At 64.0% G+C, this 25,017-nt stretch carries 25 protein-coding genes and 1 pseudogene; 14 read left to right on the plus strand and 12 right to left on the minus strand.

Features of this window, described 5'->3' with window-relative positions:
• Positions 1-151: 151 nt before the first annotated feature.
• A complete protein-coding gene (locus NKI06_RS21550; RefSeq protein WP_352987033.1) occupies positions 152-1,189 on the minus strand; it encodes a zinc-binding dehydrogenase in 1,038 nt (345 codons plus the stop codon).
• Between the two features lie 215 nt (positions 1,190-1,404).
• Positions 1,405-2,646, minus strand: coding sequence for an acyl-CoA dehydrogenase family protein (locus NKI06_RS21555; RefSeq protein ID WP_352544928.1), 1,242 nt, complete (start codon positions 2,644-2,646; stop codon positions 1,405-1,407).
• A 127-nt stretch (positions 2,647-2,773) separates the two neighbouring features.
• Here NKI06_RS21555 and NKI06_RS21560 point away from each other — a divergent pair, with 127 nt between their 5' ends.
• Genes NKI06_RS21560 through NKI06_RS21570 form a run of 3 tightly spaced genes read left to right on the plus strand, consistent with a single transcriptional unit; the run spans position 2,774 to position 5,132 of the window.
• Positions 2,774-3,589, plus strand: a complete 816-nt coding sequence (locus tag NKI06_RS21560) for an SDR family oxidoreductase (protein WP_023671153.1) — start codon at positions 2,774-2,776, stop codon at positions 3,587-3,589.
• Positions 3,586-4,101, plus strand: a complete 516-nt coding sequence (locus tag NKI06_RS21565; protein WP_280791431.1) for a MaoC family dehydratase — start codon at positions 3,586-3,588, stop codon at positions 4,099-4,101. The genes NKI06_RS21560 and NKI06_RS21565 overlap by 4 nt, the downstream gene beginning before the upstream one ends.
• Entirely contained in the window at positions 4,098-5,132 is a 1,035-nt protein-coding gene (locus tag NKI06_RS21570) for a phosphotransferase (RefSeq protein ID WP_352987035.1), read from the plus strand. The genes NKI06_RS21565 and NKI06_RS21570 overlap by 4 nt, the downstream gene beginning before the upstream one ends.
• Positions 5,133-5,383: 251 nt before the next feature.
• Here NKI06_RS21570 and NKI06_RS21575 read toward each other — a convergent pair whose 3' ends face one another.
• Positions 5,384-6,340 (minus strand): hypothetical protein, encoded by a 957-nt coding sequence (locus NKI06_RS21575; protein WP_352987040.1) that lies wholly within the window; start codon positions 6,338-6,340, stop codon positions 5,384-5,386.
• Here NKI06_RS21575 and NKI06_RS21580 point away from each other — a divergent pair.
• Together NKI06_RS21580 and NKI06_RS21585 are read left to right on the plus strand one after the other, a co-directional pair.
• Positions 6,334-6,978, plus strand: a complete 645-nt coding sequence (locus tag NKI06_RS21580) for a TetR/AcrR family transcriptional regulator (protein WP_023671149.1) — start codon at positions 6,334-6,336, stop codon at positions 6,976-6,978. The two genes, NKI06_RS21575 and NKI06_RS21580, sit on opposite strands and share 7 nt — an antisense overlap.
• Before the next feature lie 186 nt (positions 6,979-7,164).
• Positions 7,165-7,398 (plus strand): DUF680 domain-containing protein, encoded by a 234-nt coding sequence (locus NKI06_RS21585; RefSeq protein WP_023671148.1) that lies wholly within the window; start codon positions 7,165-7,167, stop codon positions 7,396-7,398.
• Between the two features lie 140 nt (positions 7,399-7,538).
• On the opposite strand, the gene NKI06_RS21590 is transcribed toward NKI06_RS21585, so the two are convergent.
• Genes NKI06_RS21590 through NKI06_RS21615 form a run of 6 tightly spaced genes read right to left on the minus strand, consistent with a single transcriptional unit; the run spans position 7,539 to position 13,384 of the window.
• Positions 7,539-7,766 (minus strand): hypothetical protein, encoded by a 228-nt coding sequence (locus tag NKI06_RS21590; protein WP_352909581.1) that lies wholly within the window; start codon positions 7,764-7,766, stop codon positions 7,539-7,541.
• 52 nt (positions 7,767-7,818) lie between these two features.
• On the minus strand, positions 7,819-8,403 hold the full coding sequence (locus NKI06_RS21595; protein ID WP_352987042.1) for a sarcosine oxidase subunit gamma: 585 nt from the start codon (positions 8,401-8,403) through the stop codon (positions 7,819-7,821).
• On the minus strand, positions 8,396-11,389 hold the full coding sequence (locus tag NKI06_RS21600; protein WP_352987044.1) for a sarcosine oxidase subunit alpha: 2,994 nt from the start codon (positions 11,387-11,389) through the stop codon (positions 8,396-8,398). The genes NKI06_RS21595 and NKI06_RS21600 overlap by 8 nt, the downstream gene beginning before the upstream one ends.
• Complete coding sequence (locus tag NKI06_RS21605) at positions 11,386-11,697, minus strand: sarcosine oxidase subunit delta (RefSeq protein WP_023683197.1); 312 nt, start codon at positions 11,695-11,697, stop codon at positions 11,386-11,388. Before NKI06_RS21605 ends, NKI06_RS21600 begins: the two co-directional genes overlap by 4 nt.
• A gap of 11 nt (positions 11,698-11,708) precedes the next feature.
• The gene (locus NKI06_RS21610; RefSeq protein ID WP_023671143.1) at positions 11,709-12,131 is read right to left on the minus strand and encodes a hypothetical protein; all 423 of its coding nucleotides are present in this window, start codon (positions 12,129-12,131) and stop codon (positions 11,709-11,711) included.
• Complete coding sequence (locus tag NKI06_RS21615) at positions 12,131-13,384, minus strand: sarcosine oxidase subunit beta (protein WP_023683196.1); 1,254 nt, start codon at positions 13,382-13,384, stop codon at positions 12,131-12,133. The genes NKI06_RS21610 and NKI06_RS21615 overlap by 1 nt, the downstream gene beginning before the upstream one ends.
• 202 nt (positions 13,385-13,586) lie before the next feature.
• On the opposite strand from NKI06_RS21615, the gene NKI06_RS21620 reads away from it, so the two are divergent.
• The 8 genes and pseudogenes from NKI06_RS21620 to NKI06_RS21655 all read left to right on the plus strand — a co-directional run bounded on the left by NKI06_RS21620 (position 13,587) and on the right by NKI06_RS21655 (position 19,785).
• Positions 13,587-13,955 (plus strand): YrdB family protein, encoded by a 369-nt coding sequence (locus NKI06_RS21620; protein ID WP_352987046.1) that lies wholly within the window; start codon positions 13,587-13,589, stop codon positions 13,953-13,955.
• A gap of 133 nt (positions 13,956-14,088) precedes the next feature.
• Positions 14,089-14,847 (plus strand): SDR family oxidoreductase, encoded by a 759-nt coding sequence (locus tag NKI06_RS21625; protein ID WP_352536166.1) that lies wholly within the window; start codon positions 14,089-14,091, stop codon positions 14,845-14,847.
• A 105-nt stretch (positions 14,848-14,952) separates the two neighbouring features.
• The gene (locus tag NKI06_RS21630; RefSeq protein ID WP_023671139.1) at positions 14,953-15,339 is read left to right on the plus strand and encodes an SET domain-containing protein; all 387 of its coding nucleotides are present in this window, start codon (positions 14,953-14,955) and stop codon (positions 15,337-15,339) included.
• Between the two features lie 176 nt (positions 15,340-15,515).
• Complete coding sequence (gene rpsU / locus NKI06_RS21635) at positions 15,516-15,794, plus strand: 30S ribosomal protein S21 (RefSeq protein ID WP_023671138.1); 279 nt, start codon at positions 15,516-15,518, stop codon at positions 15,792-15,794.
• Between the two features lie 203 nt (positions 15,795-15,997).
• A pseudogene (locus NKI06_RS21640) lies at positions 15,998-16,834 on the plus strand (tetratricopeptide repeat protein); the annotation flags it as partial.
• 278 nt (positions 16,835-17,112) lie between these two features.
• The gene (locus tag NKI06_RS21645) at positions 17,113-17,586 is read left to right on the plus strand and encodes a DUF992 domain-containing protein (RefSeq protein WP_023671136.1); all 474 of its coding nucleotides are present in this window, start codon (positions 17,113-17,115) and stop codon (positions 17,584-17,586) included.
• Positions 17,587-17,675: 89 nt separating this feature from the next.
• Positions 17,676-18,155 (plus strand): DUF992 domain-containing protein, encoded by a 480-nt coding sequence (locus tag NKI06_RS21650; RefSeq protein WP_023671135.1) that lies wholly within the window; start codon positions 17,676-17,678, stop codon positions 18,153-18,155.
• Positions 18,156-18,348: 193 nt separating this feature from the next.
• Positions 18,349-19,785 (plus strand): MFS transporter, encoded by a 1,437-nt coding sequence (locus NKI06_RS21655; protein ID WP_352987048.1) that lies wholly within the window; start codon positions 18,349-18,351, stop codon positions 19,783-19,785.
• Positions 19,786-19,905: 120 nt separating this feature from the next.
• Here the strand turns inward: NKI06_RS21655 and coaBC are convergent, their stop codons facing one another.
• The 3 genes from coaBC to ubiE form a co-directional block, all read right to left on the minus strand.
• Positions 19,906-21,372, minus strand: coding sequence for a bifunctional phosphopantothenoylcysteine decarboxylase/phosphopantothenate--cysteine ligase CoaBC (gene coaBC / locus NKI06_RS21660; protein ID WP_352987050.1), 1,467 nt, complete (start codon positions 21,370-21,372; stop codon positions 19,906-19,908).
• Between the two features lie 67 nt (positions 21,373-21,439).
• Entirely contained in the window at positions 21,440-23,014 is a 1,575-nt protein-coding gene (gene ubiB, locus NKI06_RS21665) for a 2-polyprenylphenol 6-hydroxylase (RefSeq protein ID WP_352987052.1), read from the minus strand.
• A gap of 31 nt (positions 23,015-23,045) precedes the next feature.
• Positions 23,046-23,822: a bifunctional demethylmenaquinone methyltransferase/2-methoxy-6-polyprenyl-1,4-benzoquinol methylase UbiE gene (gene ubiE, locus NKI06_RS21670; RefSeq protein ID WP_352987053.1), complete on the minus strand. Its 777-nt coding sequence runs from the start codon at positions 23,820-23,822 to the stop codon at positions 23,046-23,048.
• A gap of 134 nt (positions 23,823-23,956) precedes the next feature.
• Here ubiE and NKI06_RS21675 point away from each other — a divergent pair, with 134 nt between their 5' ends.
• On the plus strand, positions 23,957-24,928 hold the full coding sequence (locus NKI06_RS21675) for an adenosine deaminase (protein WP_023804686.1): 972 nt from the start codon (positions 23,957-23,959) through the stop codon (positions 24,926-24,928).
• Positions 24,929-25,017 lie beyond the last annotated feature (89 nt).

Here is a 25,017-nt window from a genome sequence, read left to right on the forward strand (position 1 = left end):
CCCCCCGCGGCCGCGGGGGGGGGGCCCCCCCCAAAACCCCGCCGGCCCCCCCCCCCCGCAAAAACCCGAGCTCCACCCCACCCCCCCCCCCCCCCCAAACCACAAAATTGCCGTTTGCGCCGACCCTCCCCACAAGGGGGAGGGTAGAAAGTCACGGCCTAATAAACACCTTCCCGTTCGGCTTGGCCAGCTCCGCCGGGGCCTTCGCCATCGCCTCATCCAGCGGTAGCACCGCCGTCACGTCGGTTGACCAGCGCCCATCCGAAAAGCGCTTCTGTGCTTCCATGATCGCCGGGCCGCGCTTGTCGCGGAACTGGCGCATCCATTCGACCAGCCAGAAGCCTTCAATGTGCTTGTGTTGGAAGATCATCTGGCCGGGCTCACGGATGACAGTGGTGTCCGGATCGAGCCGTCCATAGATGATCCAGCGCGAGCGCTTCGGCATGGCGTCGAAGATCGCCGAGGCCAGCGGCCCGGTCACGGCATCGAGGAAGATGCGCGGCTGCTCGGCCTTGACCACATCGCGTAGTGCTGCCTTGAAATCCGGCGCCTTCTCGTTGAGCACATGGGCAGCCCCGATCTCCTTCAACAGCGGAATCTGCTCGTCGCGGCGCACGGTGACGATCGGCCGGAACCCAGCCTCCTTGGCGAGACCCGCGATCAGCTTGCAAAGCTGGCTGGCGCCGGCGGTCATGATGAAGGCTTTTTCGCCCGTCTCCTTGACGATGTCGAACATGGCGAGCGCCGTGAGCGGGTTGACGATCATCGCCGCGCCATCCTCGTCGCGGACCGTGTCGAGCAGCGGAATGCAGCCGGCAGCTTCGGCAACTGCATAGTCCGCCCACGCGCCCCAATTGGCGACGCCTGTGGTGAAGGCGATGCGCTTGCCGATCAGGCTTTTCGCATAGGGCTCGTCGCCGCTGGCAACGACCGTGCCGACACCCTCGAAGCCGGCCGGCTGGCCCTTGGCGCGCGGCTGACCGTACTGGCCCTTGATGAACATGACGTCGGACGGGTTGATCGAGGCGAGGCTGACCTTGATCAGCACCTGGCTCGGTCCGGGCGTCGGCACGCCGATGCTGCCCAGCTTGACATACGGCTCCATCGCCTCCAGCACGCTGCCGGAGGGCGTCCTGGTGTAGCCGTCGCCGGTCAGCAGCAGTGCTCTCATGTCTGAAGGTATCGGCATGGCGGGGCTCCTTAACGTTTGAGGATGAGCTTGCCGGATGCGCCACGGCCAAGCACGCGCGTCAGCACTGCGGCGGCATCGGCCAGCGGATAAGTGCCTTCGATGACCGGCCGAACCTTGCCGGCGCGATGCCAGCCGACCCAGCTCCTTCAGATTGTCGGCATAGACGAGGTGGCCGAGCGGCGCGATCGCAGGCGATGAGGGTTTTCATCCACTCAGACCTTTTCCTGCGTGTATTTCCTGAGCTCCGTGCGCGCCACCTGCCGGCGGTGCACGGCGTCCGGCCCGTCGGCGAGGCGCAGGGTTCGCAGATGCGTCCATGAGCGTGCCAGCGGCGTGTCCTGGCTGATGCCTTGCGCGCCGAACATCTGCACTGCCTCGTCGGTGACCTTGAGCGCGACGCGCGGTGCGATGACCTTGATCTGGCTGATCCAGGGCGCGGCTGCGCGCGCATCGCCCTGGTCGATCATCCACGCCGCCTTGAGGCAGAGCAGCCGCGCCATCTCGATCTCCATGCGGCACTCGGCGATGATGTCGAAATTGGCGCCGAGCTTGGCCAATGGCTGGCCGAAGGCCTCGCGGCGCACCGAGCGCTGGCACAGCAGCTCCAGCGCCATTTCGGCCTGGCCGATGGCGCGCATGCAATGGTGGATGCGGCCGGGGCCAAGCCGCCCCTGGGCGATCTCGAACCCCCTGCCCTCGCCGAGGATCAGGTTTCCGGCCGGCACCCGCACATTGTCGAAGCGAAGATGCATGTGGCCATGCGGCGCGTCGTCGTCGCCATAAACCTGCATCGGCCGCAGCTTGGTCACGCCCTTGGTACCGGACGGCACCAAGATCATCGAATGGCGGCGGTGCTGCGGCTCGGCTTCGCCGCCGGTCCGAACCATGACAATGTAGATGGCGCAGCGCGGGTCCCCGGCCCCCGACGCCCACCATTTCTCGCCGTTGAGTGCATAGTCGTCGCCTCGCCGTTCGCAGCGCATGGCGATGTTGGTGGCGTCGGAGGAAGCGACGTCCGGCTCGGTCATCAGATAGGCCGAGCGCATTTTCCCCTCGAGCAGCGGCGCCAGCCATGCCTGCTTGTGATCCTCCGAGCCATAGCGCTCCAGCACCTCCATATTGCCGGTGTCGGGCGCCGAGCAGTTGAAGGTCTCGGCGCCGAGATGCGCCTTGCCCATCTCCTCGGCGAGATAGGCATATTCAACGGTCGAGAGCCCGTAGCCGCGCTCGGACCCGGTCAGCCAGAAATTCCACAGACCGCGCTCCTTGGCCGTCTTCTTCAACCCTTCGAGGATCTCGGTCTGCCGCGCGGTGTAGACCCAGCGGTCGCCGCCCTTGCCGACCTCGCTCAAAAACTCATGATCGAGCGGCATGATCTCGTCGCGCACCATGGCGGCGACGCGGGCGTGGATCGGCTTCAGCCGCTCGGTCATGCCGAGATTCATGTCCGCCATCGGTCTCCAACCCTTTCACGCATCTGGGGCACTTTACCCGTGGCAAGGATGACCGTACTTCGGGTAGCCTTGTCAACGCGAGCCCTTTCGCCCCAGACCGTGAGCAGAGAGGCGCGGAGGAATTGCGATGAGCTATCTGGAAGAACTGTTCTCAGTCGCCGGCAAGACAGCGCTGGTGACGGGAGCCGCGACCGGCATCGGCCGCATGGTGGCGACCGCTTTGGTCCAAGCCGGCGCTACCGTGATGATCGCCTCGCGCAAGGGCGAGGATTGCATCAAGGTCGCCGCTGAGTTGAACGGGCTCGGCGGCTCCGGCAGTGCCGAAGGTTTCGCCGGTGACGTCTCGAGCGAAGCAGGCATTGCCGCGCTGGTCGGCGAGGTCAAGGCGCGCACTGAGAAGCTGCACATCCTCGTCAACAATGCCGGCATATCCTGGGGTGCCTCCCTGGAGGATTTTCCCTATAGCGGCTGGGCCAAGGTGTTCGCCGTCAACGTCACCGCCGTCTTCCATCTGACGCGCGAATTGCTGCCGCTGCTGGAAGCCGCCGCGAGCGATGCCGATCCGGCCCGCGTCATCAATCTGGGCTCGGTGATGGGCACGCAGCCGCTGGCCGACGACGCCTATTCCTATACCGCGTCCAAGGGCGCCGTTCACCACCTGACGCGCACGCTGGCGATCGAACTCGCGGCGCGGCGCATCACCGTCAACGCCTTCGCCCCCGGCCCCTTCCAGAGCCGGATGACCGCCTTTGCCACCGGCACCGAAGAAAAGGCCAGACATGTCGGCAGCCATGTCCCCATCGGCCGTATCGGCGTGGCGGATGACATCGGCGGCGCAACGCTCTATTTGTGCAGCCGTGCCGGTTCCTATGTCACCGGCGCCATCCTGCCGATCGACGGCGGGCAGTCGGTGCAGCATGGGCTGACACTGTTCAAGGAATGAGCCGCGGTCGGCGGCGAGGGGAGGACACCGCAGTGGAACCGATCAGTCTCGATGTGCTTCTGGCCAGCGTCGGCAAGGAAGTCGGCGTCTCGCCATGGCGCGAGGTCACACAGACCATGATCGACCAGTTCGCCGACGCCACCGACGACCACCAGTTCATCCATTGCGACCCCGAGCGGGCCAAAAACGAGACGCCGTTCGGCGGCACCATCGCGCATGGCTTCCTGTCGTTGTCGCTGCTCTCGGCGATGACCTTCGAGACCATGCCGCCGCTGGAAAAGGGCAAGATGGGCGTCAACCACGGTTTCGATTCGCTGCGCTTCCTGGCGCCGGTGAAGACCGGCGCGCGCATCCGCACCCGCTTCGTGCTGGCCGACGTCAAGGTCAGGCCGTCGGGCTGGGTGCAGACGGCGCATGACGTGACCATCGAGATCGAAGGCTCGAAGAAGCCGGCGCTGACGGCGCGCTGGCTGACGCTGACGCTGATCGAGCGTGAGCCGGAGACCGCATGAGCGGCGACGCCAACGCGCTGGACCAGACGGCACTAGCGCCCTATCTCGAGGCGCACATCCCGGGTTTTGCCGGGCTTCATTCCATCGAAAAATTCAAATCCGGCCAGTCGAACCCGACCTATCTGCTGACCGCGGCCAGCGGCCGCTATGTCCTGCGCGCCAAGCCGCCGGGCCAGTTGCTGAAATCGGCGCATCAGGTCGACCGCGAATTCACGGTCATGAAGGCGCTGGCCGGCACCGCCGTGCCGGTGCCGGCGATGCTGCATCTGTCGGCGGAGGCGACGCCGATCGGCCGCATGTTCTACGTCATGGATTTTCTCGACGGCCGCATCTTCTGGGATCCGGCAGTGCCGGAGGCCGCTGGCAACGATGAGCGCGCCGCCCTCTACGATGCTATGAACGCCACGCTGGCGGCCCTGCACGATGTCGATGTCGAGGCGGTCGGGCTCGGCGATTTCGGCAAACCCGGCAATTACTTCGAACGCCAGCTGGCACGCTGGACCAGCCAGTACCGCGCCTCGGAGACCGGCACGGTCGCCGACATGGACCGGCTGATCGCCTGGCTGGAGACGCATATGCCGGCCGATGACGGCCGGATATCCCTCGTGCATGGCGACTACCGGCTGGACAACATGATCTTCGCAGCCAGTGAGCCGAAAGTGCTGGCGGTGCTCGACTGGGAACTGTCGACACTCGGCGATCCCTTCGCCGACATCGCCTATCAATGCATGCAATGGCGCCTGCCGCACGCCTCGGGCTTTCGCGGCCTTGGCGGCGTCGACCGCGCCGCCCTCGGCCTGCCCTTGGAGGAAGCCTATGTCGCGGCGTATTGCCGTCGGCGCGGGCTGGCCGGCATCGACAATTGGAGCTTCTTCCTCGCCTTCTCCTTCTTCCGTTTGGCTGCCATCTGCCAGGGCGTCTACAAGCGGGCGCTGGACGGCAACGCCTCCAACCCCGAAAAGGCCAAGACCTATGGTGAAGCGGTGAAGCTGCTGTCGCACCTTGCCGCCAACCTGATCGACCGAACCTGACTCGACAATGAGATATCGTGGTCGGCGGGATTTGATGACAGATCGGATCAGTTTCGTTCCCCGACCGGGGAGCAAGCCCACACGGAGGTGGTGGCAACCGGCCTGGAAACAGGACGCAAACCGATCACCGTCTGTAGACAGAGCATGATGCCGAAAGTGTGAAGCGGTTTTCGGACGACATCATGCTCTATCTATTTGATTTAAGAGCCGGATTCAGATTTCAGGTCAATTCGACCTGAAATCATCCTGCTCTAGCGCGCATCGCTGGAAATGAACTTCATGTGCCGGCTGACTTGCAGGGCGATGTAGACGACCAGCGAGCATCCGATCGGAAACACGATCTCAATGAGGCCGGTGGCGACAGCCTGCGGCAATGCCAGCGCAATGTCCTTGGCTGCGGCAGTCTCGATCGTTAGCGCCGTGATCCCGCCGCCGAACACCGCGCCGGCCAAGGCACCCGCCAGCATGAAATGCAGCGAGCGAGGTTCTTCCTTGGATGCCAGCGAAGCCAGCATCCAGCCCAGCAAACCATACTCGATCGCCCGCAACATACCGAGCGTGGTGAGCGACAGGATCACGGGCTTTGCCGATACATCAAGCGCGCTCACCATCACCTTTTGCGTACCTTTGGCGATGCCCATGGCCAGCGGCCCCGAGATCATGGCGATCAGGCCGCCAAGCGAGGCTCGCACCTTGGTGATCGCCGTGCCGAGGCTGACACCGGCGCAGACGAAGAATGACCAGGTCACGCCTTGCGCCAAGTCGATCAGAACCTGGGTCGGGGCCGGGTGCGAACCTGCCGCAAATCCGGCAGTCAGAATAAGCGCTTCCATGGCGAAGCCGATTGCGATCGCCAGCCATGCGACTATCACGACTCGCCTGAGCGCCAGCCTTGCGCCATGAGAAAGTGGATGTGCGCCCGGCAGCCCGGACGAAAGCTCTATCGCAGCCATAGAGGCCCCCCAAAACCGAAATTTCTTGCAGAGCCGCCAAATAGGCTTTGTTTGTAACAGTCCGATGTTGCCTGCGTGCGCCCAGGTTACACATGCTGTGACATAGATGCTGGCGAAATGGACCAGAACGGGCACGACTATTCGAGAGAAAGCTTGAGGTCGCTTTTTGATGTCCCTGACAGCGCCCTTGCCCGTTTCCGTACAGCGTATATATTTAGTCATGCACAACCAACCAAAGGCACCGGATCTTGCCACTGAGCGTCCAGAAACGCCGCGAGAAACAAAAGGCCGAACTGCGTTCCGAACTGCTCGACGCAGCCCACAAGCTCGTCAAGGAAGAGGGCTATGAAGGCCTGACCATCCGCAAGTTGGCCAAGCGGGTCGGCTATGCTCCGATGTCGGTCTATTCCTACTTCGCCGACAAGCAAGACATCCTGTTTGCGCTGGCCGAGGATGCCTTCGAAACACTTGCCCGCCGCATCGAGGAGCATCCTTCCGACGATCCGATCGAGGCCTTGCGTGCGGTGATGACCGAATATGCTGCCTTCGGGCTCGGCAATCCCAACGAATACCGCACCGTGTTCATGACCGAAAAGACCAAGCTGCCGGAAGGCAGAAGCTATGAGGACATGGAAGAGGCCAACCCGGCGATGAAAGCGCTGATATCCAGGGTCGAGGCCTGCGTTGCTGCAGGCAAGCTGCAGGGCGATCCGCGCGCCATCGCCACCATGCTTTGGGCAGTCGGCCACGGCACCATCTCGCTTTTGATCACGTTCCCGTTCTACCCCTTTGGCGATCCACAGGCTTTCGTGACGCGGATGTGCGATTTCACACTCGCCACGCTCAGCACCCAGAATGTGCCGCCGCTGACCGAGACCCCGGTCGACTGCTGAGCATCCCCGCCCCTCCAATTCAACGTCCGGCCTGACAGCTTCGGCTGTGTCAGTGCGCCGCAATTTTCGGCATTCAAAAAAATTTGTCGTACGCGTACGTTTTTCGACTTGAAAACCCATCTCGGTGGACGTATGTGTACGTTGTATCGTACATGTACGAAAAAAGTTTAACCGATGGAGACCGACATGAACAAGACGCTTCTCGCCCTCGCCACCGTGCTGGCTCTCTCCGGCTCGGCTTTCGCCGCCAACAACACACACTCGACCAAGCAGGCCCCCGCCGCCACCTGCGTCGACACCACGACCAATGCCAAGCTCGATTGCGCCGTGACCGGCTCGGTCGAAAAGTCCGACGTCAAGGCCAAGAGCCCGCGTCTCGGCATCGAGATCAACCCATGGATCGTGCCGAGCACGTTCTAAGTTGATCGGGCTCGACCACAGCACAACGACTAACTTAAGGGCGGCAGGATAATCCCGGCCGCCCGTTTTTTCCTCAGCGCCCCCATTTCCTCAGCGCAAGCCGGCTTTTCCTGAGTTCAAACCTGGCGTAGCCGAACGGGTTATTTCTTGCGCGGTTTGCGACCCGGCACCGTCTTGGCCTTGCCGGGTCTTGTCGGCGCGCCTGGGATGGCGGTCGAGGTGATCGACACCGGATCGCTGGCCGGAAACGTGTCCTCGAGGCCTTCCTCGAGTTCCTCTTCGGCAGTCACCTCGTGATGCTGCTCATGTTCGAGTGAGCGCACGGCGGACGTCTTGCCAGCTGACTTCGGCGGCGCTTTCGACGGCATCGTATGTTCTCCCTAATGAGGGAAGCAGAACGGCTTGACCCGTCAAACGTTCCTACGCCGCCGCGTCGCTGGCTGCTTCCGACAGGAAAGTAAAGACATAGTCCGAGAAGGAACGCCAGCACTCGACCCGGAAGGCATCGGCTGCCGTGCGCAGCAGCAGGATTTCGCACTTGCCGAGAATGGTGCGCGACGCCGCGCGCACCGGAAAAGCCTCGAGCGACAAATCCTGCGGGCAGCCTGCATTGATCGCGGCGGCCGCCGCTGGGCCGGTGACGGCGAAGGCGACGTTGCGGTGCGAGATGCCGACCGCCGAATGCAATGCGGTCACCTTGGCGCAGTCGGCAAGCGGATCCTTGCCGGCTTCGTCGATCACAAACCATTCGTCCGGTCCGAGCCACAGCGCCGTGCGGCCACCCTTGGCCGCCGAGGTCTTCGGCTGCTTCGGCAAGGTGAGCCCGAGCGCCTTCGATAGCGCGGCGACGGAAGCCTGCGGCGCGCGCAGCGACATGCGCTCCGCCGGCGGCAGAACTTCGACCTTGACATCCGTTGCGGAAAGGACGCGTCCAGCCAGGGCCGGGCGGCGCTCGACCGACGGCGCTGCAGCTGGGGCCGTCTTCTTTGCAGCAGCCTTAGCCATTGAGGCGCCCTCCCGTCTCGTCGAAGAACACCATGCCGGTAACCTCCACTTCGATCACCCCGTTCGGCATCGGCACATAGAGCGTGTCGCCCATCCGGTCGCGGCCGCCGGCAACCAGCGCCAGCGCGATCGAGCGACCGCAATTTTCCGACCAGTAGCTGGATGTGACGTGACCGATCATCTTCATCGGGATCGCCTGCTTCGGGTCGGCGACGATCTGCGCGCCTTCCTCAAGCACCACTTTCGGGTCCTTGGTCTTCAAGCCGACCAGTTGCTTGCGGCCCTTGGCGACAAGGTCGGGCCGCGTCAGGCCGCGGATGCCGACGAAGTCGGTCTTCTTCTTGCCGACCGCCCAGTCGAGCCCGGCATCGTTCGGCGTCACCGTGCCGTCCGTGTCCTGGCCGACGATGATGTAGCCCTTTTCGGCGCGCAGCACGTGCATCGCCTCGGTGCCGTAAGCAGTCGCGCCATGCTTTTGGCCTTCGGCCCACAGCGCCTCCCAGACAGCCTGGCCGTGATCGGCCGGCACGTTGACTTCAAAACCGCGCTCGCCGGTGAACGACATGCGAAACAGCCTGGTCGGCACGCCGCTGATCTTGCCTTCGCGCACGGACATATGCGGCAGCGCCTCGTCCGACATGTCGATGCCTTCGACCAGCGGTGCAATGATGTCTCGCGACTTCGGCCCCTGCACGGCGATGACCGCCCATTGCTCGGTTATCGAGGTCAGCCAGACATTCAGATGCGGGAACTCGGTCTGGAGATAGTCCTCCATATGGTTCATGACGCGCGGCGCGCCACCCGTCGTGGTCGTCACATGAAAACGGTCCGGCGCCAGCCTGCCGACGACGCCGTCATCATAGATGAAACCATCCTCGCGCAGCATGATGCCATAGCGGCAGCGGCCGGGCTCAAGCTTCTCCCACGGATTGGTGTAGAGCAGTTCCATGAACCTGGCCGCATCCGGTCCGACCACTTCGATCTTGCCCAGCGTCGAGGCATCGAACAGGCCGGCATTGGTGCGCACAGCGACGCATTCGCGGTCGACCGCCTTGTGCATGTCCTCGCCGGGTTTGGGGAAATACCAGGCGCGCTTCCACTGGCCGACATCTTCGAACACCGCGCCTTGCGCTTCGGCCCAGGGATGGATCGCGGTCTTGCGTGTCGGGTCGAACAGCGGACCGCGCGAATGGCTGACGATCGCGCCGAAAGTGACAGGCGTATAGGGCGCGCGGAACGTGGTCAGCCCGACCTCGGGGATCGGCTTGCCAAGCGTCTCGGCGGCAATCGCCAGGCCGTGCATGTTGGAGGTCTTGCCCTGGTCGGTCGCCATGCCGTTGGTGGTGAAGCGCTTGACGTGCTCGATCGAGCGCATGCCTTCATGTACCGCCTGGCGGATGTCCTTGGCGGTGACGTCGTTCTGGAAATCGACGAAGGCCTTGACCGTCTTGTCCGGCCCGGCGCCGGGCGCCGCGCCCAGCATGCCGCGCGACCAGCTTTCCGACGCGTCGACCTTCGGCTTAACGCCCTTGGCCACTTTGCCGCCCGCATCCTTCGCCGCCTTGGCGCCGGCCGCATAGGCTTCGTCGATCGACGCCGACAGCCCATCCGTGCCGTTGCAGGCGCCGACCGAAACGCAGTCCTGCGCATAGATGCCCGGCACGAAGCGCTTGGTCTCGTCATTGAACGCGACCTTTCCGCGCGACTGCGAGAACAGATGCACCGATGGCGTCCAGCCGGCCGACATCAGGACGGCATCGACCGGAATGGTGCGCTCGCCGCCCCCATTCTTCGGCTGAACCGTCATCGAGGTCACGCGCAACTTGCCGCCGGCGCGGATCACCGCGCGGCCGAAATTGACCTCGATGCCGAGCGCTCTCGCCTCGTCGATCACAGGTCCGGTCGGATGGTCGCGCAGGTCAACGATCGCCGCCACGTTGACGCCGGCCTTCTTCAGGTCGATCGCGGCGGAGTAGGCCGAGTCATTGGCGGTGTAGACGCCGACATTTTTGCCGACCGCGACACCGTACTGGTTGAGATAAGTCCGCGCCGCCGAGGCCAGCATGATGCCGGGCCGGTCATTGTCGGCAAACACGATATGGCGTTCGATGGCGCCGGTCGCCAGCACCACGCGCTTGGCGCGTACCTGCCATAGGCGCTCGCGCGGCAAATCGCGGCCGGGGTTTTGCAGATGGTCGCTGACCCGCTCGACCAGGCCGACGAAGTTCTGCGCGTAGTAGCCGAACGCCGTCGTGCGCGACAAAACGCGGACATTGTCCAGGGCGGTGAGCTTGGCCACCGCGCCTTGCGCCCAGGCATAACCGTCCTGGCCGTCGATCTTCGCCCCGCTCTCGAAGCGCAGGCTGCCGCCGAAGCTGGCCTGTTCATCGGCGAGGATGACACGCGCGCCGGTTTCGGCAGCGGCGAGCGCTGCCGCAATGCCGGCCGCACCGCCGCCCAGCACCAGCACGTCGCAATGCGCATAGCGCGACGAATAATGGTCGGGATCTGGCTTGTCAGGCGAAACGCCGAGGCCGGCCGCGGCGCGGATCTTCGGCTCGTAGAGGCTCTTCCAGGCTGCCTTCGGCCACATGAAGGTCTTGTAGTAGAAGCCGGCCGAAAACAGCGGCGATGCCAGATCGCTGACCGCGCCGACATCGAAGGCGAGCGAGGGCCAGCGGTTCTGAGATTGGGCGACAAGCCCGTCATAAAGTTCCTGCACGGTGGCGCGGATGTTCGGCGCCTTGCGCGCGGCGTCGCGCTTGACCTCGACCAGCGCGTTTGGCTCTTCCGCTCCGGCCGACAGGAAGCCGCGCGGACGGTGATACTTGAACGAACGTCCCACCAGATGCACGCCATTGGCAAGCAGCGCCGAGGCCAGCGTGTCGCCTTCGATGCCGGTGTAAGACTGGCCGTCGAAAGAGAACCGCGCGGTCTTGGCCTGGCTGAGACGGCCGGCGCTCGGAATGCGGAACGCGCCGCTCATTTGGAAGCCATTTCGTTGGAGTTTTTGGGCAGCTTGGACGGTTTCGGCTCGCCGGCTTTGTAAGTCATGACGAACTTGTCGGTGACGGTGTCGCGCACCGCGTTGAAGAAACGCGCGCAGCCATGGATGTGGCGCCAGCGCTCATAGATGATGCCCTTCGGGTTCGAGCGGATGAAGAAGAACTTTTCAAAATCGTCGTCGCTCTCGCCCGCCATGTTGGCCGAGCGCGCAATATGAGCCTCGCCGGCGTTACGGAACTCGAGCTCCGGGCGCTCTTCCTCGCAATAGGGGCAGCGGATGAGAAGCATTCTGTTCGTTCCTACAATTCGCCGTGGCCGACATGCGCGCCGGCCGGTTGGTTGCAAAGCCTCTGGCCCATCGCCGCAAAAGGCGCGACGAGCCGAATGCGCTCCTCCACGCTTGCGGCGGGGCGAAACAGCTCGCGATACGCCATGTTGCCGATCGTGAGCTGAAACGGATCGGTCGTCACGATGACGCTGCGCGGCTCGAATGTGTCGTCCTCGCCGAGATCGGAGGGCCTGTTCTCCATGAAGATGACCACCTTCTGGCCACCACTCCACACGCATCCCAGAATGCCGGCGTCGATCGAAAACGGCCAATTGGCTTCGTTGCCGGCGCGGCTGATCGGCTGCGTCCGCACCTCGTCCGGTGACGGAAAATGGAACAGGTCCTGCTCCCCCGCCAGCACCAGCGGCACCGCTACAGCCAGTTCCACCATCATCAGTGCGCCACCGCCGCCGCTGCTGCCTCGTCGATGAGGCGCCCGGTGCGGAAGCGCTCGATGGTGAAGGGCGCGTTGATAGGATGCGGATCGTCCTTGGCAATCGTGTGGGCAAAGACATGGCCTGAGCCGGGCGTCGCCTTGAAGCCGCCCGTGCCCCAGCCGCAATTGACGTAGAGGCCGGGCACCGGCGTCTTGGCCAGGATCGGCGAACGGTCGGGCGTCACGTCGACGATGCCGCCCCACGAGCGCAGCATCTTCATGCGGGTGAAGATCGGGAACATCTCGCAGATGGCGTCGAGAGTGTGCTGCAGGATATGCAGGCCGCCGGTCTGCGAATAGGAGACATACTGGTCGGTGCCGGCGCCGATCACCAGCTCGCCCTTGTCGGACTGCGAGATGTAAGCGTGCACCGTGTTCGACATAACCACGCACGGCACCACCGGCTTGACCGGCTCCGACACCAGCGCCTGCAGCGGATAGCTTTCCAGCGGCATGCGCACGCCGGCCATGTTCATGATCACCGAGGAGTGGCCTGCAGCCACCACGCCGACCTTCTTGGCGCCGATGAAGCCGCGCGTCGTGTCGACGCCCATGACCGCGCCATTGGCCGCCCGCTTGACGCCGGTGACCTCGCAATTCTGGATGATGTGCACGCCGCGCGCCGAAGCGCCGCGCGCATAGCCCCAGGCCACCGCATCGTGACGCGCCGTGCCGCCTCGCCGCTGCAAGGCGGCGCCGACGACGGGATAGCGCGCCTGCCTGGAAATGTTGAGCGGCGGGCAGAATTCCTTCGCCTGCTCAGGCGTCAGCCATTCATTGTCGATGCCGTTGAGACGGTTGGCATGGACATGGCGCTTCAGCACCTGGATGTCGTGCACATTGTGCGCCAGCATCATGACGCCGCGCGCCGAATACATGACGTTGTAGTTGAGTTCCTGGGAGAGCCCATCCCACAGCTTCAGCGCATGGTCGTAAATGCCGGCGCTCTCGTCGTAAAGGTAGTTGGAGCGGATGATGGTGGTGTTGCGCCCGGTGTTGCCGCCGCCCAGCCAGCCCTTTTCCAGCACCGCGACATTGGTGATGCCGTGAACGGTGGCGAGATAGTAGGCGGTGGCCAGGCCATGACCGCCGGCGCCGACGATGATGACGTCATATTCCTTCTTCGGTTCCGGCGAGGACCATTGTTCCTCCCAGCCCTTGTGGCCGCGCATGGCCTCGCGGGCGATGGCGAATACCGAATATTTTTTCAACGTTCCAGCCTCGCAAATGGCGGTGGGGTATTTTACGCAGCCCCGGCGCGCGAGGTGTATCACTAGCGAAACGGCGCTTCCACCCTTGCGCTGTTTGCGACGGCGCTTGCCGTTTTGCGCCGCGGTGGAAAAGACCTGCCCGGGCTGGCAGGCATGGCTGCGTTCGGACACACTGGCGATCGCGAGACTCTGGAGGACGAATATGGGCAACGCCTGGTGGAATCTGACGTTGCGTTTCCTGCTGGAACTTGCCGCCTTGCTTGGCCTCGGCTTTGCCGGCTGGAGCCTCTCCGGCGGATGGTGGCGCTGGCTCTTCGCCTTGGCCTTGCCGTTCATTGCAGCTGCGCTGTGGGGAACCTTCGCGGTGCGCGGCGATCCGAGCCGGTCCGGACGCGCGCCGGTTCCTGTACCAGGCGCAGTCAGGCTGGTGCTTGAACTGGCCATCCTGTTTGGCGGTGCAGCCGGATTCTATGCCGCCGGTCACACGACCACGGGCGTTGTCATCACGCTGCTCATCGCCATCAGCTACGCATTTTCGCTCGACCGCCTCAGCTGGCTGCTGAAGCAATAGTCCGGCGCGCGGCGCTTGTGCCGCTGCGAAGCCATTCAGCAAGTCGAGCACGTATCGGGTGGCTAGCACCGTCCCGAACTGCGATCAACATCCCGGTTGCCGGCACAGCCGGCGCGATGAAAGGATGTAAAAAATGTTCGCACTCACCAATAAAATAGCGATCGTCACCGGCGCCAGTTCCGGCATCGGCCGCGCCACCGCAAAACTCTTCGCCGAAGAAGGCTCCAGGGTCGTCATCGCCGCCCGCCGCCAGGCCGAACTCGATGCGCTGGTCGTCGAAATCGAGGACGCCGACGGCACGGCAGTCGCGCTTGCCGGCGATGTCCGCGACGAAGCCTATGCAAAAGCCCTCGTCGATCTCGCCGTTGAAAAATTCGGCGGGCTCGATATCGCCTTCAACAATGTCGGCTCCGTCGGAACGATGGGTCCGATTTCGGAACTGTCGCTGGACGGATGGCGCGAGACGCTCGACGCCAATCTGACCAGCGCCTTTCTCGGCGCGAAATACCAGGTGCCGGCGATGGTCGAACGCGGCGGCGGATCGCTGATCTTCACCTCGACCTTCGTCGGTCACACAGTCGGCATGCCGGGCATGACCAGCTATGCCGCGAGCAAGGCCGGACTGATCGGCCTGACGCAGGTGCTGGCCGCCGAATACGGCCCCAGGGGCGTGCGGGTCAACGCGCTGATGCCGGGTGGCACCGACACGCCGTCGGCAACATTCAAGACGCCGGAATCACGCGCTTTCGTGGAAAACCTGCATGCCTTGAAACGTGTCGCTGTGCCTGAAGAGATCGCCCGCGCTGCGCTCTTCCTGGCATCGGATGCGTCGAGCTTCACCACAGGATCGGCGCTGTTTGCCGATGGCGGCGTCTCGATCACCCGGACGTGAAGCATTTCGCGGGTCATCGCCCGCGCCGATCAGCCATAGAACCCGAAACCGGACTTGCTTTTTCCACGCGATTTGGCGATTCGGTTTCGGGTGAGGAGGACGGACATGCTGCTGATCAGGACCTATGTCGCCCAGAGCGCAATCGAAGGCGTCGGCGTGTTCGCCGCCGAGCCGATCAGGAAGGGCGCCTCGATATGGCGGCTCGATCCGGATTTCGACCGGCTGATCCCGATGGACAAATACGAGGCGGCGCCGCCGCACCTCAAGGAATTGCTCGACCGCTATGCCTATCCGAGCCCCGACCGTCCCGGCTTCATGGTCTATGAAGTCGATAATGGCCGCTTCATGAACCACGCCGAGCGGCCGAACACGGATTTTTCGCAATATGGCGGCGCCACGGCCACCCGAGATATATCAGCCGGTGAGGAAATTACCTGCGATTACGGCGAATTCTTCGAGGATTTCGCACGGCTCCATCTGGCCAGCGCCTAGTTGGCGCCCTATCTCGGGGCTGCCGTGGCAAATTGGCGGTTGTCCTTCATTTCCAGTGTGGACAGCGCGGCCTGATTCTGCTATCAGCCGCCACAATTCGTGGTGTAAAGCGCCGCGGAGGCATGTGGCTATGGCCACTTGCCTGTTGATATCAAACCCGAAAGACAGGATTGCCCGTGCAGGTACTCGTCCGCGACAATAACGTTGATCAGGCGCTTCGCGCTCTCAAGAAGAAGATGCAGCGCGAAGGCATTTTCCGCGAAATGAAGATGCGCGGCCATTACGAGAAGCCTTCCGAGAAGCGCGCCCGTGAAAAGGCCGAAGCCGTTCGCCGCGCCCGCAAGCTGGCCCGCAAGCGCGCCCAGCGCGAAGGCCTGCTGCCGATGACGCCGCGCCCGGTTGCTGCCGGCGCCGCCGGTGGTCCTGGTGGTGCTCCGCGTCCACCGCGGTTCTGACGCCAATTTTTCGTCCTTTTCGAAGGATACTCTGAGGTGGCGCGATGCGGAATCGCCGCCACCTTTTTGTTTGGAGCGCCGCCATTCTGTTAGAGGCCGTTCCCTTGAACGCGCAAACGGCGTTCTAGATTTTGTTACGACAATCTGTGACCCGGCCCGGAGGGGGACCTGGACGGCGCGGCTGAAGTGAGGACAGGGCAGACATGAACGCAATCGGCGTAGAGCGCAAAACCACAATGCGCGGTTTGGCCCTGGCGGCAGCCCTGATGTCCGGCCTGGTGCTTGCCAGTTGCCAGAGCGTTCCGACCGGCGAATTCAACAACATCGACAAGGCGCAAGGCTCAAGCGAGAACATCTCCTCGCTGTCGGCGGTGATCCAGCGCAATCCGCAGGATCCGGAAGGCTACAATGTGCGCGGCTCGGCCTATGGCCGTGGCGGCCAGTACCAGGCGGCGCTGAAGGATTTCGACACCGCCATCCAGCTCAACCCGAATTTCTACCAGGCCTATTCGAACCGGGCACTGATCCAGCGCTTCCTCGGCAACCAGGCGGCCGCCCTTGCCGACTACAACCGCTCGATCCAGATCAATGCAAATTATGACGCCGCCTATATCGGCCGCGGCAACCTCTATCGCAAGGCCGGCCAGACCCAGCAGGCCTTCAACGATTTCCAGAAGGCGATCCAGCTCGACACCACGGATGCCCGCGCCTATCACAATCGCGGCCTGATCTATCAAAGCCAGGGCCAGCACAAGTTTGCCATCGAGGATTTCTCGACCGCCATCTCCCTGGCGCCGGACGCGGCCGAACCCTATAACGGCCGCGGCCTCTCCTATCTCGCCATGAATGACGAGGACAACGCCTTCTCCGACTTCAACATGGCCATCAAGCTCGACGGCAAGAACGCCGAAGCCTGGTCCAACCAGGCGCTGATCTACGAGCGCCGCGGCGACAAGGTCAAGGCCTCGAAGGCCTACCGCGAAGCCGTCCATCTCGACCCGACCACCCCGCCGCCCACGGCCGGCGTGGCGCGCACCGCGGGCGCCCCCGCGGGGTGCGAGGCCGCCGGCGCGCCGCCATCGGCGGCCTTTTATAACAACGTTCTATTCCTGATGCAGTGCGCCGCGTGAGCGGTTTCTCCCAAGGGAAAGCGCAGAGCGCTTCCCCTTGAGATTGCGTATCCAGAAAACCCCACTATCACCCAATCTTAACCACCGGGGGCAAAGCGTTAACCCCTGCCTTGATCGCGCCAAGTTTTCAGCGGAACGCTCCGGGCCATTCAACCGTTGTTGAAGGCATTTTTCGAAAGGACTGATCCATGATCAAGAAAATCATCTGTGCCGCGGCACTTGCCACGACGCTGCTTGCCGTTCCCGCCAGCGCCGGCAAGCTTCAGCTCGGCACGCTCGATTGCACCATCGACGGCGGCGTCGGTTACGTCATCACGTCGAACAAGGGCGTCGACTGCACGTTCCGCCCTTATCACCATGGGCCGTCCGAGAAATACACGGGGATGATCTCCAAGCTCGGCGTCGATCTCGGCCAGACGCATCAGGGCCAGCTGGTGTGGGCGGTTCTGGCCGCCACCCGCGGCCATGACGAGGGCGACCTTGCCGGCCATTATTACGGCGTCAACGCCGAGGCGAGCGTGGTGACCGGCGGCGGCGCCAATCTGCTGGTCGGCGGGCTGGACGGCGCCTTTGTGCTGGAGCCGCTCAGCGTCCAGGCGCAGACCGGCGTCAATGTAGCGGTCGCCGTAACCTCCCTGGAGCTGATCCACTCGTTCAAATAAGCATCGGCAAATAAGGATCGACTGATCCCTCTACGCGCGGCGCGGAACAGGTTACTGTTTCGCGCCGCATGCTTTTTGGGGGATCCGCCGTGCTGAAACCAGCCATCGCCGCCGCTATCACCATCATCTGTACCGCCCAGGCCCAAGCGCAAGGCCAGGGTATCGAACTCGGTGTGCTCGATTGCGCCATCGGCGGCGGCACCGGCTTCATCTTCGGCTCCAGCAAGGATCTGAGCTGCACCTTCACGCCGGCCGACAAGAGCTTTTCGCCGGAAGCCTATTTCGGCGCCGTCAACAAATACGGGCTCGACATCGGCACCACCAAGCAGACCGTCATGCAATGGCTGGTGCTGACGCCGCTGAGGAACATCTATGCGCCCGGCGCGTTGGCCGGCGACTATATCGGCGCCAGCGCCGAAGTGACCGCGGCGGTCGGCGCCGGCGCCAATCTCCTGGTCGGCGGCTCCTCGCAGGCCTTCACCCTGCAGCCGCTCAGCCTGCAGACGCAGACCGGTATCAACATTGCGATCGGCGTCAGCCAGTTTCAGCTGCGCAGCATTGAGAACTGACCGGCGCATCAAGCGGAGAGGCTTCCGGCCAATCTCGACCGTTTGCACTTCGATAAAAAGCCACTTGAGCTCAACTGCGCTTGAGGTTTTACAACTCGCCTGACTGAAACAGCGCGCATGGCCCCGCCGGAAAGCCCGCCTGGCTTCTGGCGCCATGCGCCGGCATCGAGATATGCAAAGGCAGGGTAAAAGAATGACTGAAATCACCAGCAACAAGGTCGACTGGCGGGCATTGTGGGCAAGCGGCGACCTCGCGCGCTTCTGCTTCATCAGCCTCGGCATCCTGCTGCACGCCACCAACGAGACGATGGTGGCGACGGTCATGCCGGCCATGGTCGGGGACCTCGCCGGTGTGCAGTTCGTCGGCTGGTCGCTGGCCGTCTACGAGCTCGGCGCCATTGTCGCCGGCGCAGCGGCCGGGCGGCTGGTCAGCTATGTCGCTCTACGCTCCAACGTCACGGTCGCCGCCCTGCTCTATGCCGTGGGCGCACTGATCTGCGCCACCGCGCCGTCCATGCCGGTGTTTCTTGGCGGCCGTCTGGTCGAGGGTCTCGGCGGCGGTGCGCTGGTGTCGCTGGCCTTCGTCTCGGTCGAGCGGCTGTTTAACCGCAGCATCTGGCCACAGCTGTTCGGCATCATGTCGGCGATCTGGGGCGTCGCCGCCTTCAGCGGCCCGATGCTCGGCGCGATCATGGTCGAGCTCCTGTCCTGGCGCTGGGCCTTCGGCGTCTTCGTGCTGGGTGGCATCGCCATGGCATCGGCAAGCTTCATCGTCCTGAACACGCCGGAAGCGACGAAGCCGCAAGCCGCCGCCGGCACCTCGCCGCCCTTCCCCTTGGCAGCACTTGGCTGCCTCGCCATCGCCGTCGTGCTGATCGCCACCGCAGGCGTCGACCTCGCCTTGCTTCGATCGTCGCTGCTGCTGGTCCTCGGCCTCGCCGGCCTGGCGCTGTTCGTTTTCGTCGACGCCATGAAGCCGCAATCGCGACTGTTCCCGTCGGGCCTGTTCTCATGGCGCTCGCCGGTCGGCAGCGGCATGACCATGGTTGCCGCCTTCTCGGTGGCGACGGTCTCTTTTTCCATCTACGGGCCGCTTCTGCTTACCACGCTGCACGGCATCCCGATCCTGACCACAGGCTACATCATCGCCGCCGAATCGATCGCCTGGTCAATCCTGTCGATCGCCGTCGCCAATGCGCCGCTGCAGCGCGAACGGCAGATCCTCGTCATCGGCGCGCTGATGATTGCAGCCGGCCTCGCCGGTTTCGCCTATGCCATCCCCGCCGGCTCGATCCCGGTGATCCTGCTCTGCGCTTTGTTGCAAGGCGGTGGCTTCGGCGTGTCATGGCCCTTCCTGACCCGCATCATCGTTGCCTCGGCCCGCGACGGCGAGCAGACGATCGCCTCGGCCGCCGTGCCGACCATGCAGCGCATCGGCTACGCCGTGGGCGCCGCCATGGCCGGCATCATCGCCAATGCCAGCGGCTTTTCGGACGGGCTGAACCGCGAGGCAGCAGCGCACGTCGCCGGCTGGCTGTACCTGGCCTTCGTGCCACTTGGCATTGTCGGTTGCCTGGCGGCGTTGAAGATGGCTTTGGCGGCACGCCGGCCGCAATTGGCGACAGGCTGAGGGCACGGCGGATCGAGAATTTGGCGACAGCATTCCGCCGGCGCTGTCGGCGTCAAATGCCCTCGGCCACAAGGCTGCCTGCAAGACCATGGCCTGCCCGATTGCGGAACCGGCGGCCGCTCAGGCTTGCAAACGCTCGGCGATGAGCGCGGCGAGCCGCGCCGCCACCTCGTCCTTGCCCATCTCAGGCCATTCCTCGACACCGTCCTTCGAGACGATGCGCACCTTGTTGCGGTCGCCGCCCATGACGCCGGTGGGGCCGACGCCGCTTTCACGCGAGACATCGTTGGCGACAATGAAATCGGCGCCCTTCTTCTTCAGCTTGGCCTCGGCGTTGGCAATCAGGTCCTGCGTCTCGGCGGCGAAGCCGACAACCAGCCCCGGCCGTTGCCCGTGATGACCAACACTGGCGAGAATGTCGGGGTTTTCGATCATCTGCAGCGCCGGTGGGCCTTGGCCCGCCACCTTCTTGATCTTCTCGCCGGCCGTGCCAGCGGTGCGCCAGTCGGCGACGGCAGCTACGAAGACCGCGGCGTCCGCCGGCAACAATTGCTCGACGGCCGCTTTCATCTCGGCCGCGGTCTCCACATGCGTCGTCACAACGCCGGCCGGATCGGCAATGCTGACCGGACCGGAGACCAGGCGTACATCCGCGCCCAGTCTTGCCAGCGCTGCCGCAATCGCATGGCCCTGCTTGCCCGAAGAGCGGTTGGCGATGTAGCGCACCGGGTCGATCGGCTCATGCGTCGGCCCCGAGGTGACGATGATCCTGCGGCCGGCCAGCGGCTTCGGCCTGCTGTCGAGCAGTGCCTCGATCACTGCCACGATCTCCAGCGGCTCGGCCATGCGGCCCTCGCCCGCCTCGTTGCTTTCCGCCATCTCGCCCTTGGCCGGGCCGACGAAGGCGATGCCATCCTTGGCGAGCGTCGCCCGGTTGCGGCTCGTCGCGGCATGCGACCACATTTTCGGGTTCATCGCCGGCGCCATCAGCACCTTCTTGTCGGTGGCGAGCAGCACCGTCGAGGCCAGATCGTTGGCATGGCCGTTGGCGAGCTTGGCCATCAGATCGGCAGTGGCCGGCGCCACTACCAGAAGGTCGGCCTCGCGCGACAGGCGGATATGGCCGACATCGTGCTCGTCATTGCGGTCGAACAATTCGCTGAAGACATGGTCGGCCGAAAGCGCGCCGACCGAAAGCGTGGTGACGAACTCCTGCGCCGCCGATGTCATCACGACGCGCACCGCCGCACCGCGCTCGCGCAGCCGGCGGATCAGGTCCAGCGCCTTGTAGGCGGCGATGCCGCCGCCGATGATCAGCAGGATGCGCTTGCCGTCGAGGGTTTTGTGCGTTTTTGTGGATTGACCACGCTGGGGCAGATCGATGTCAAAACCTCCATGAGGCTCAACCAAGCGGCGGATTGTTGCATAGAGGGTTTCGCTCTCGGGCATGCCGGCTTCCGCCGACAGCACGCTTTTGGCAAGCGCATCACGCGCCTCTTCCTCCATCGACACCCCGCGCGCCGCAGCGCGCTCACGCAATTTCTGCTTCACGTCGTCAGCTAGATTGCGGACAGTAATGGTGCCCATGACTTGCTCCGCGACATCAATAGCGCGACTGCAACGCTAGCACCACAATTGCTAGCGTTGCAAGCGATCAGAGCAGCTTCCACGCGATGTAAACCAGCGTCAGCGCGATCACCCATAACGCCAGCCGGCCCGAGCGGGTGTAACGGGCTTCGGCCTTGCCGATGGCGCGCGATGTCGCCTCGTCGAAGCGGAGGCCGTGCTCCGCCATAAAATCGATCTCGCGTGACAGCCGCTCGGTGCGAGCGGCAAGGTCCGGCGCTTGGCGGGCGAGCGCCAGCAGCGCCTTGGCGCCGTCGCGCGCGTCTATCAGCAGGCCGCTCGGCCCGAGATTGCCGGCGATCCACTGGCCGACCACCGGCTCGGCCGTCTTCCACATGTTGAAGGCCGGGTCGAGCGTACGCGCGACGCCCTCCACCACCACCATGGTCTTCTGCAACAGGATCAGTTCCGACCGCGTGGCCATATCGAACAGTTCGGTGACCTCGAAGAGCAGCGTCAAAAGCTTGGCCATCGAAATGGTCTCGGCCGGCTGGCCGTGGATCGGCTCGCCGATGGCGCGGATCGCCTGCGCGAAAGCCGCGACATTGTGCTGGCGAGGCACGTAGCCGGCCTCGAAATGCACCTCGGCGACGCGCAAATAGTCGCGGGTGATGAAGCCGTAGAGGATTTCGGCGAGGAACCGGCGCTCCTTCTTGCCGAGCCGTCCGGCAATGCCGAGATCGACGGCGACGATATTGCCATTGGCCTCGACGAACAGATTGCCTGGATGCATGTCGGCATGGAAGAAGCCGTCCCGCAGCGTGTGACGCAGGAACGACTGGATCAGGTTGGTGGCGATCGCCTTCAGATCGTGCCCCGCCGCAGCGAGGCCGGCGATGTCGTTCATCTTGACGCCGTCGACCCATTCCATGGTCAGCACATCGCGCCCGGTGCGCTCCCAGTCGACCGACGGCACGCGGAAGCCCGGATCGTCCTTGGTGTTTTCGCCCAGTTCCGAAAGTGCGGCCGCCTCGAGGCGAAGATCCATCTCGATCTTGGTGGTCTGCGCCAGCGTCTCGGTCACCTCGACCGGCCGCAGCCGGCGCGACGACGGGATGTATTTCTCCTGCAGCCGGGCGGCGAGGAAATAGCTTTCGAGATCCTGGAAGAAGCGGCGGCGCACGCCAGGCCGGATCACCTTCACCGCCACCTTGGTATCGACACCGTCATGCATGGCTTGCGCGGGATGAACCTGGGCGATGGAGGCCGCCGCGACCGGCCCGCCGAACTGCGTATAGAGTTCGCCGATCTTGCGCCCGAGCGAGCCCTCGATCGCCGCCACCGCTTCCGCCTGCGAAAAAGTGTGCATCTTGTCCTGCAGCATGGCGAGGTCGAGCGCCATGTCGTTGCCGACGACATCGGGCCGCGTCGCCAGGAACTGGCCGAGCTTGACATAAGAGGGTCCGAGCCGGACCACCGCCTTGGCCAGCCGGTCGCTGCGCTCATAAGCGAGCGCGCGGCGGCGGGTAAACAGCCGCGCCATGCGCCAGCCGAATTTCGGCAGGCCACTGAGTTCGTCGCCCGGCAGTGCTGCGATCACGCCCTCGCGGACCAGCACCCAGCCGGCCCGTGCGAGCCGAAAGGCGGCGCCGACGCTGCTCATCGTCTACCCTGCTGCTGCAAACTGTCCGGCCTCAAAGCTTCCAGCCCGAATGAAGCGCTGCGATGCCGCCGGAATAGTTGCGGAACGACACGCGCTCGAAGCCCGCGCGGGTGATCATGGCAGCAAAGTTCTGCTGATTGGGAAATTTGCGGATCGATTCGACCAGGTAGGAATAGGGTTCGCCCTCGCCCGTCACCATCTTGCCGATCTGCGGAATGGCGTTGAACGACCAGGCTTCGTAGACTTTGTCCAGCAGCGGCATCTCGACCTCGGAAAACTCCAGGCACAGGAACCGTCCGCCGGGCTTCAGCACGCGAAAGGCTTCCGTCAGCGCGACATCGATGCGCGGCACGTTGCGGATGCCGAATGCGATGGTGTAGGCGTCAAAGGTGCTATCGGTGAAAGGCAGTTCCTCGGCATTGGCCTCGACGAAATCGGTGTTGCCGGACAGGCGCTTTTTCTCCGCGCGGTCACGGCCGACGCTGAGCATCGAGCCGTTGATGTCGAGCACCGTGGCATGCGTGTTGCCATGGCTGGCGTCTACAATGCGGAAGGCGATGTCGCCGGTGCCGCCCGCCACGTCAAGCACTTTCCAGCCCGGACGTTTCGGCGGATTGAGCCATGTCACCATGGCATCCTTCCACAGCCGGTGCAGCCCGGCCGACATCAGGTCGTTCATCAGGTCGTAGCGGTTCGCCACCTTGTGGAAAACCTCATTGACCAGAGGCTGCTTGTCGCCTGGCCCTACCTTCTTGAAACCATAGGAGGTTTCCATGCCGCCCGCGGCCGTGGTTCTCTCAACTGACATTATTTTGATCCGTCATAAAACCGGCGGGACCATAGCCGATCGATGGTGCGGGCGCTATTGTTTAAGGCGCGGTGTTCGGCCGCGCTTCCAGGTGGTGGGCTTTACGGCCTGGACTGATGAGACGGGATAACTGCATGCCTTTGAAAGCGGAACTGCACTGCCACATCGAGGGGGCAGCGGCGCCCGAACTCGTCGTCCGCCAGGCGCAGAAATACGGCAAGGACACCTCGCTTTATATCCAGAACGGCTCGTTCGTCTGGCACGACTTCACCTCTTTCCTCGCGGCTTACGACTTTTCCGCCGACCTGTTCCGCTCCGAGGAGGATTATGCCCGCCTCGCCGACCATTATCTGACCAGCCTTGCCCGCGACGGCGCCATCTATTCCGAGGTCTTCACCTCGCCCGACCATGCCGTCAGGGCCGGCCTGTCGCCCAAGGCCTACACCGATGCGCTCGGCGAAGGCATGCTGCGCGCCAAAGCCAAGACCGGCATAGAGGGCCGCATGATCGTCACCGGCGTACGCCATGTCGGCGTCGAATCGATCGAGCAGGCGGCGCGTTTTGCGGCGCGCTGCGGAAATCCGCTGGTCACCGGCTTCGGCGTCGCCGGCGACGAACGCATGGGCGAGATGGAGGATTATGTCAGGGCTTTCGAGATCGCCCGTGAAGCGGGTCTTGGCATCACCATCCATGCCGGCGAGTTGACCGGCTGGGAGACGGTGCAGGCCGCACTCGACCACATCCGCCCCTCGCGCATCGGCCATGGCGTGCGCGCCATCGAAAATCCCGACCTGGTGCGCCGCATCGCCGATGAGGGCATCGTGCTTGAATGCTGCCCCGGCTCCAACATCGCGCTCAAGGTCTACGACAGTTTCGCCGATCACCCTTTCCCCGCCCTGCAGGCGGCCGGCTGCAAGGTGACCCTGAATTCCGACGACCCGCCCTATTTCTGGACTTCGCTGAAGCGCGAATACGACATCGCCGCCGAGCATTTCGCCATGAACGAAAAGGCGCTGGCCGCCATCACCCGAACCGCGATCGAGGCGGCTTTCGTCGACAGGAAGACGAAAAGCGCGCTGCTTGCCCGGCTCGATGCGAAGAGGTGACTGGTGACTGGTGATTGGTTTGCCGGCGCTTCGGCCTGTCAACGGCAATGATCGATCCATCGGGACTCGCAAACCTGCTCACTATTCAC

Origin of the sequence: Mesorhizobium sp. M0772 (assembly GCF_040320135.1) — a bacterium.
In the GTDB taxonomy this organism is placed as follows: Bacteria; Pseudomonadota; Alphaproteobacteria; order Rhizobiales; family Rhizobiaceae; genus Mesorhizobium.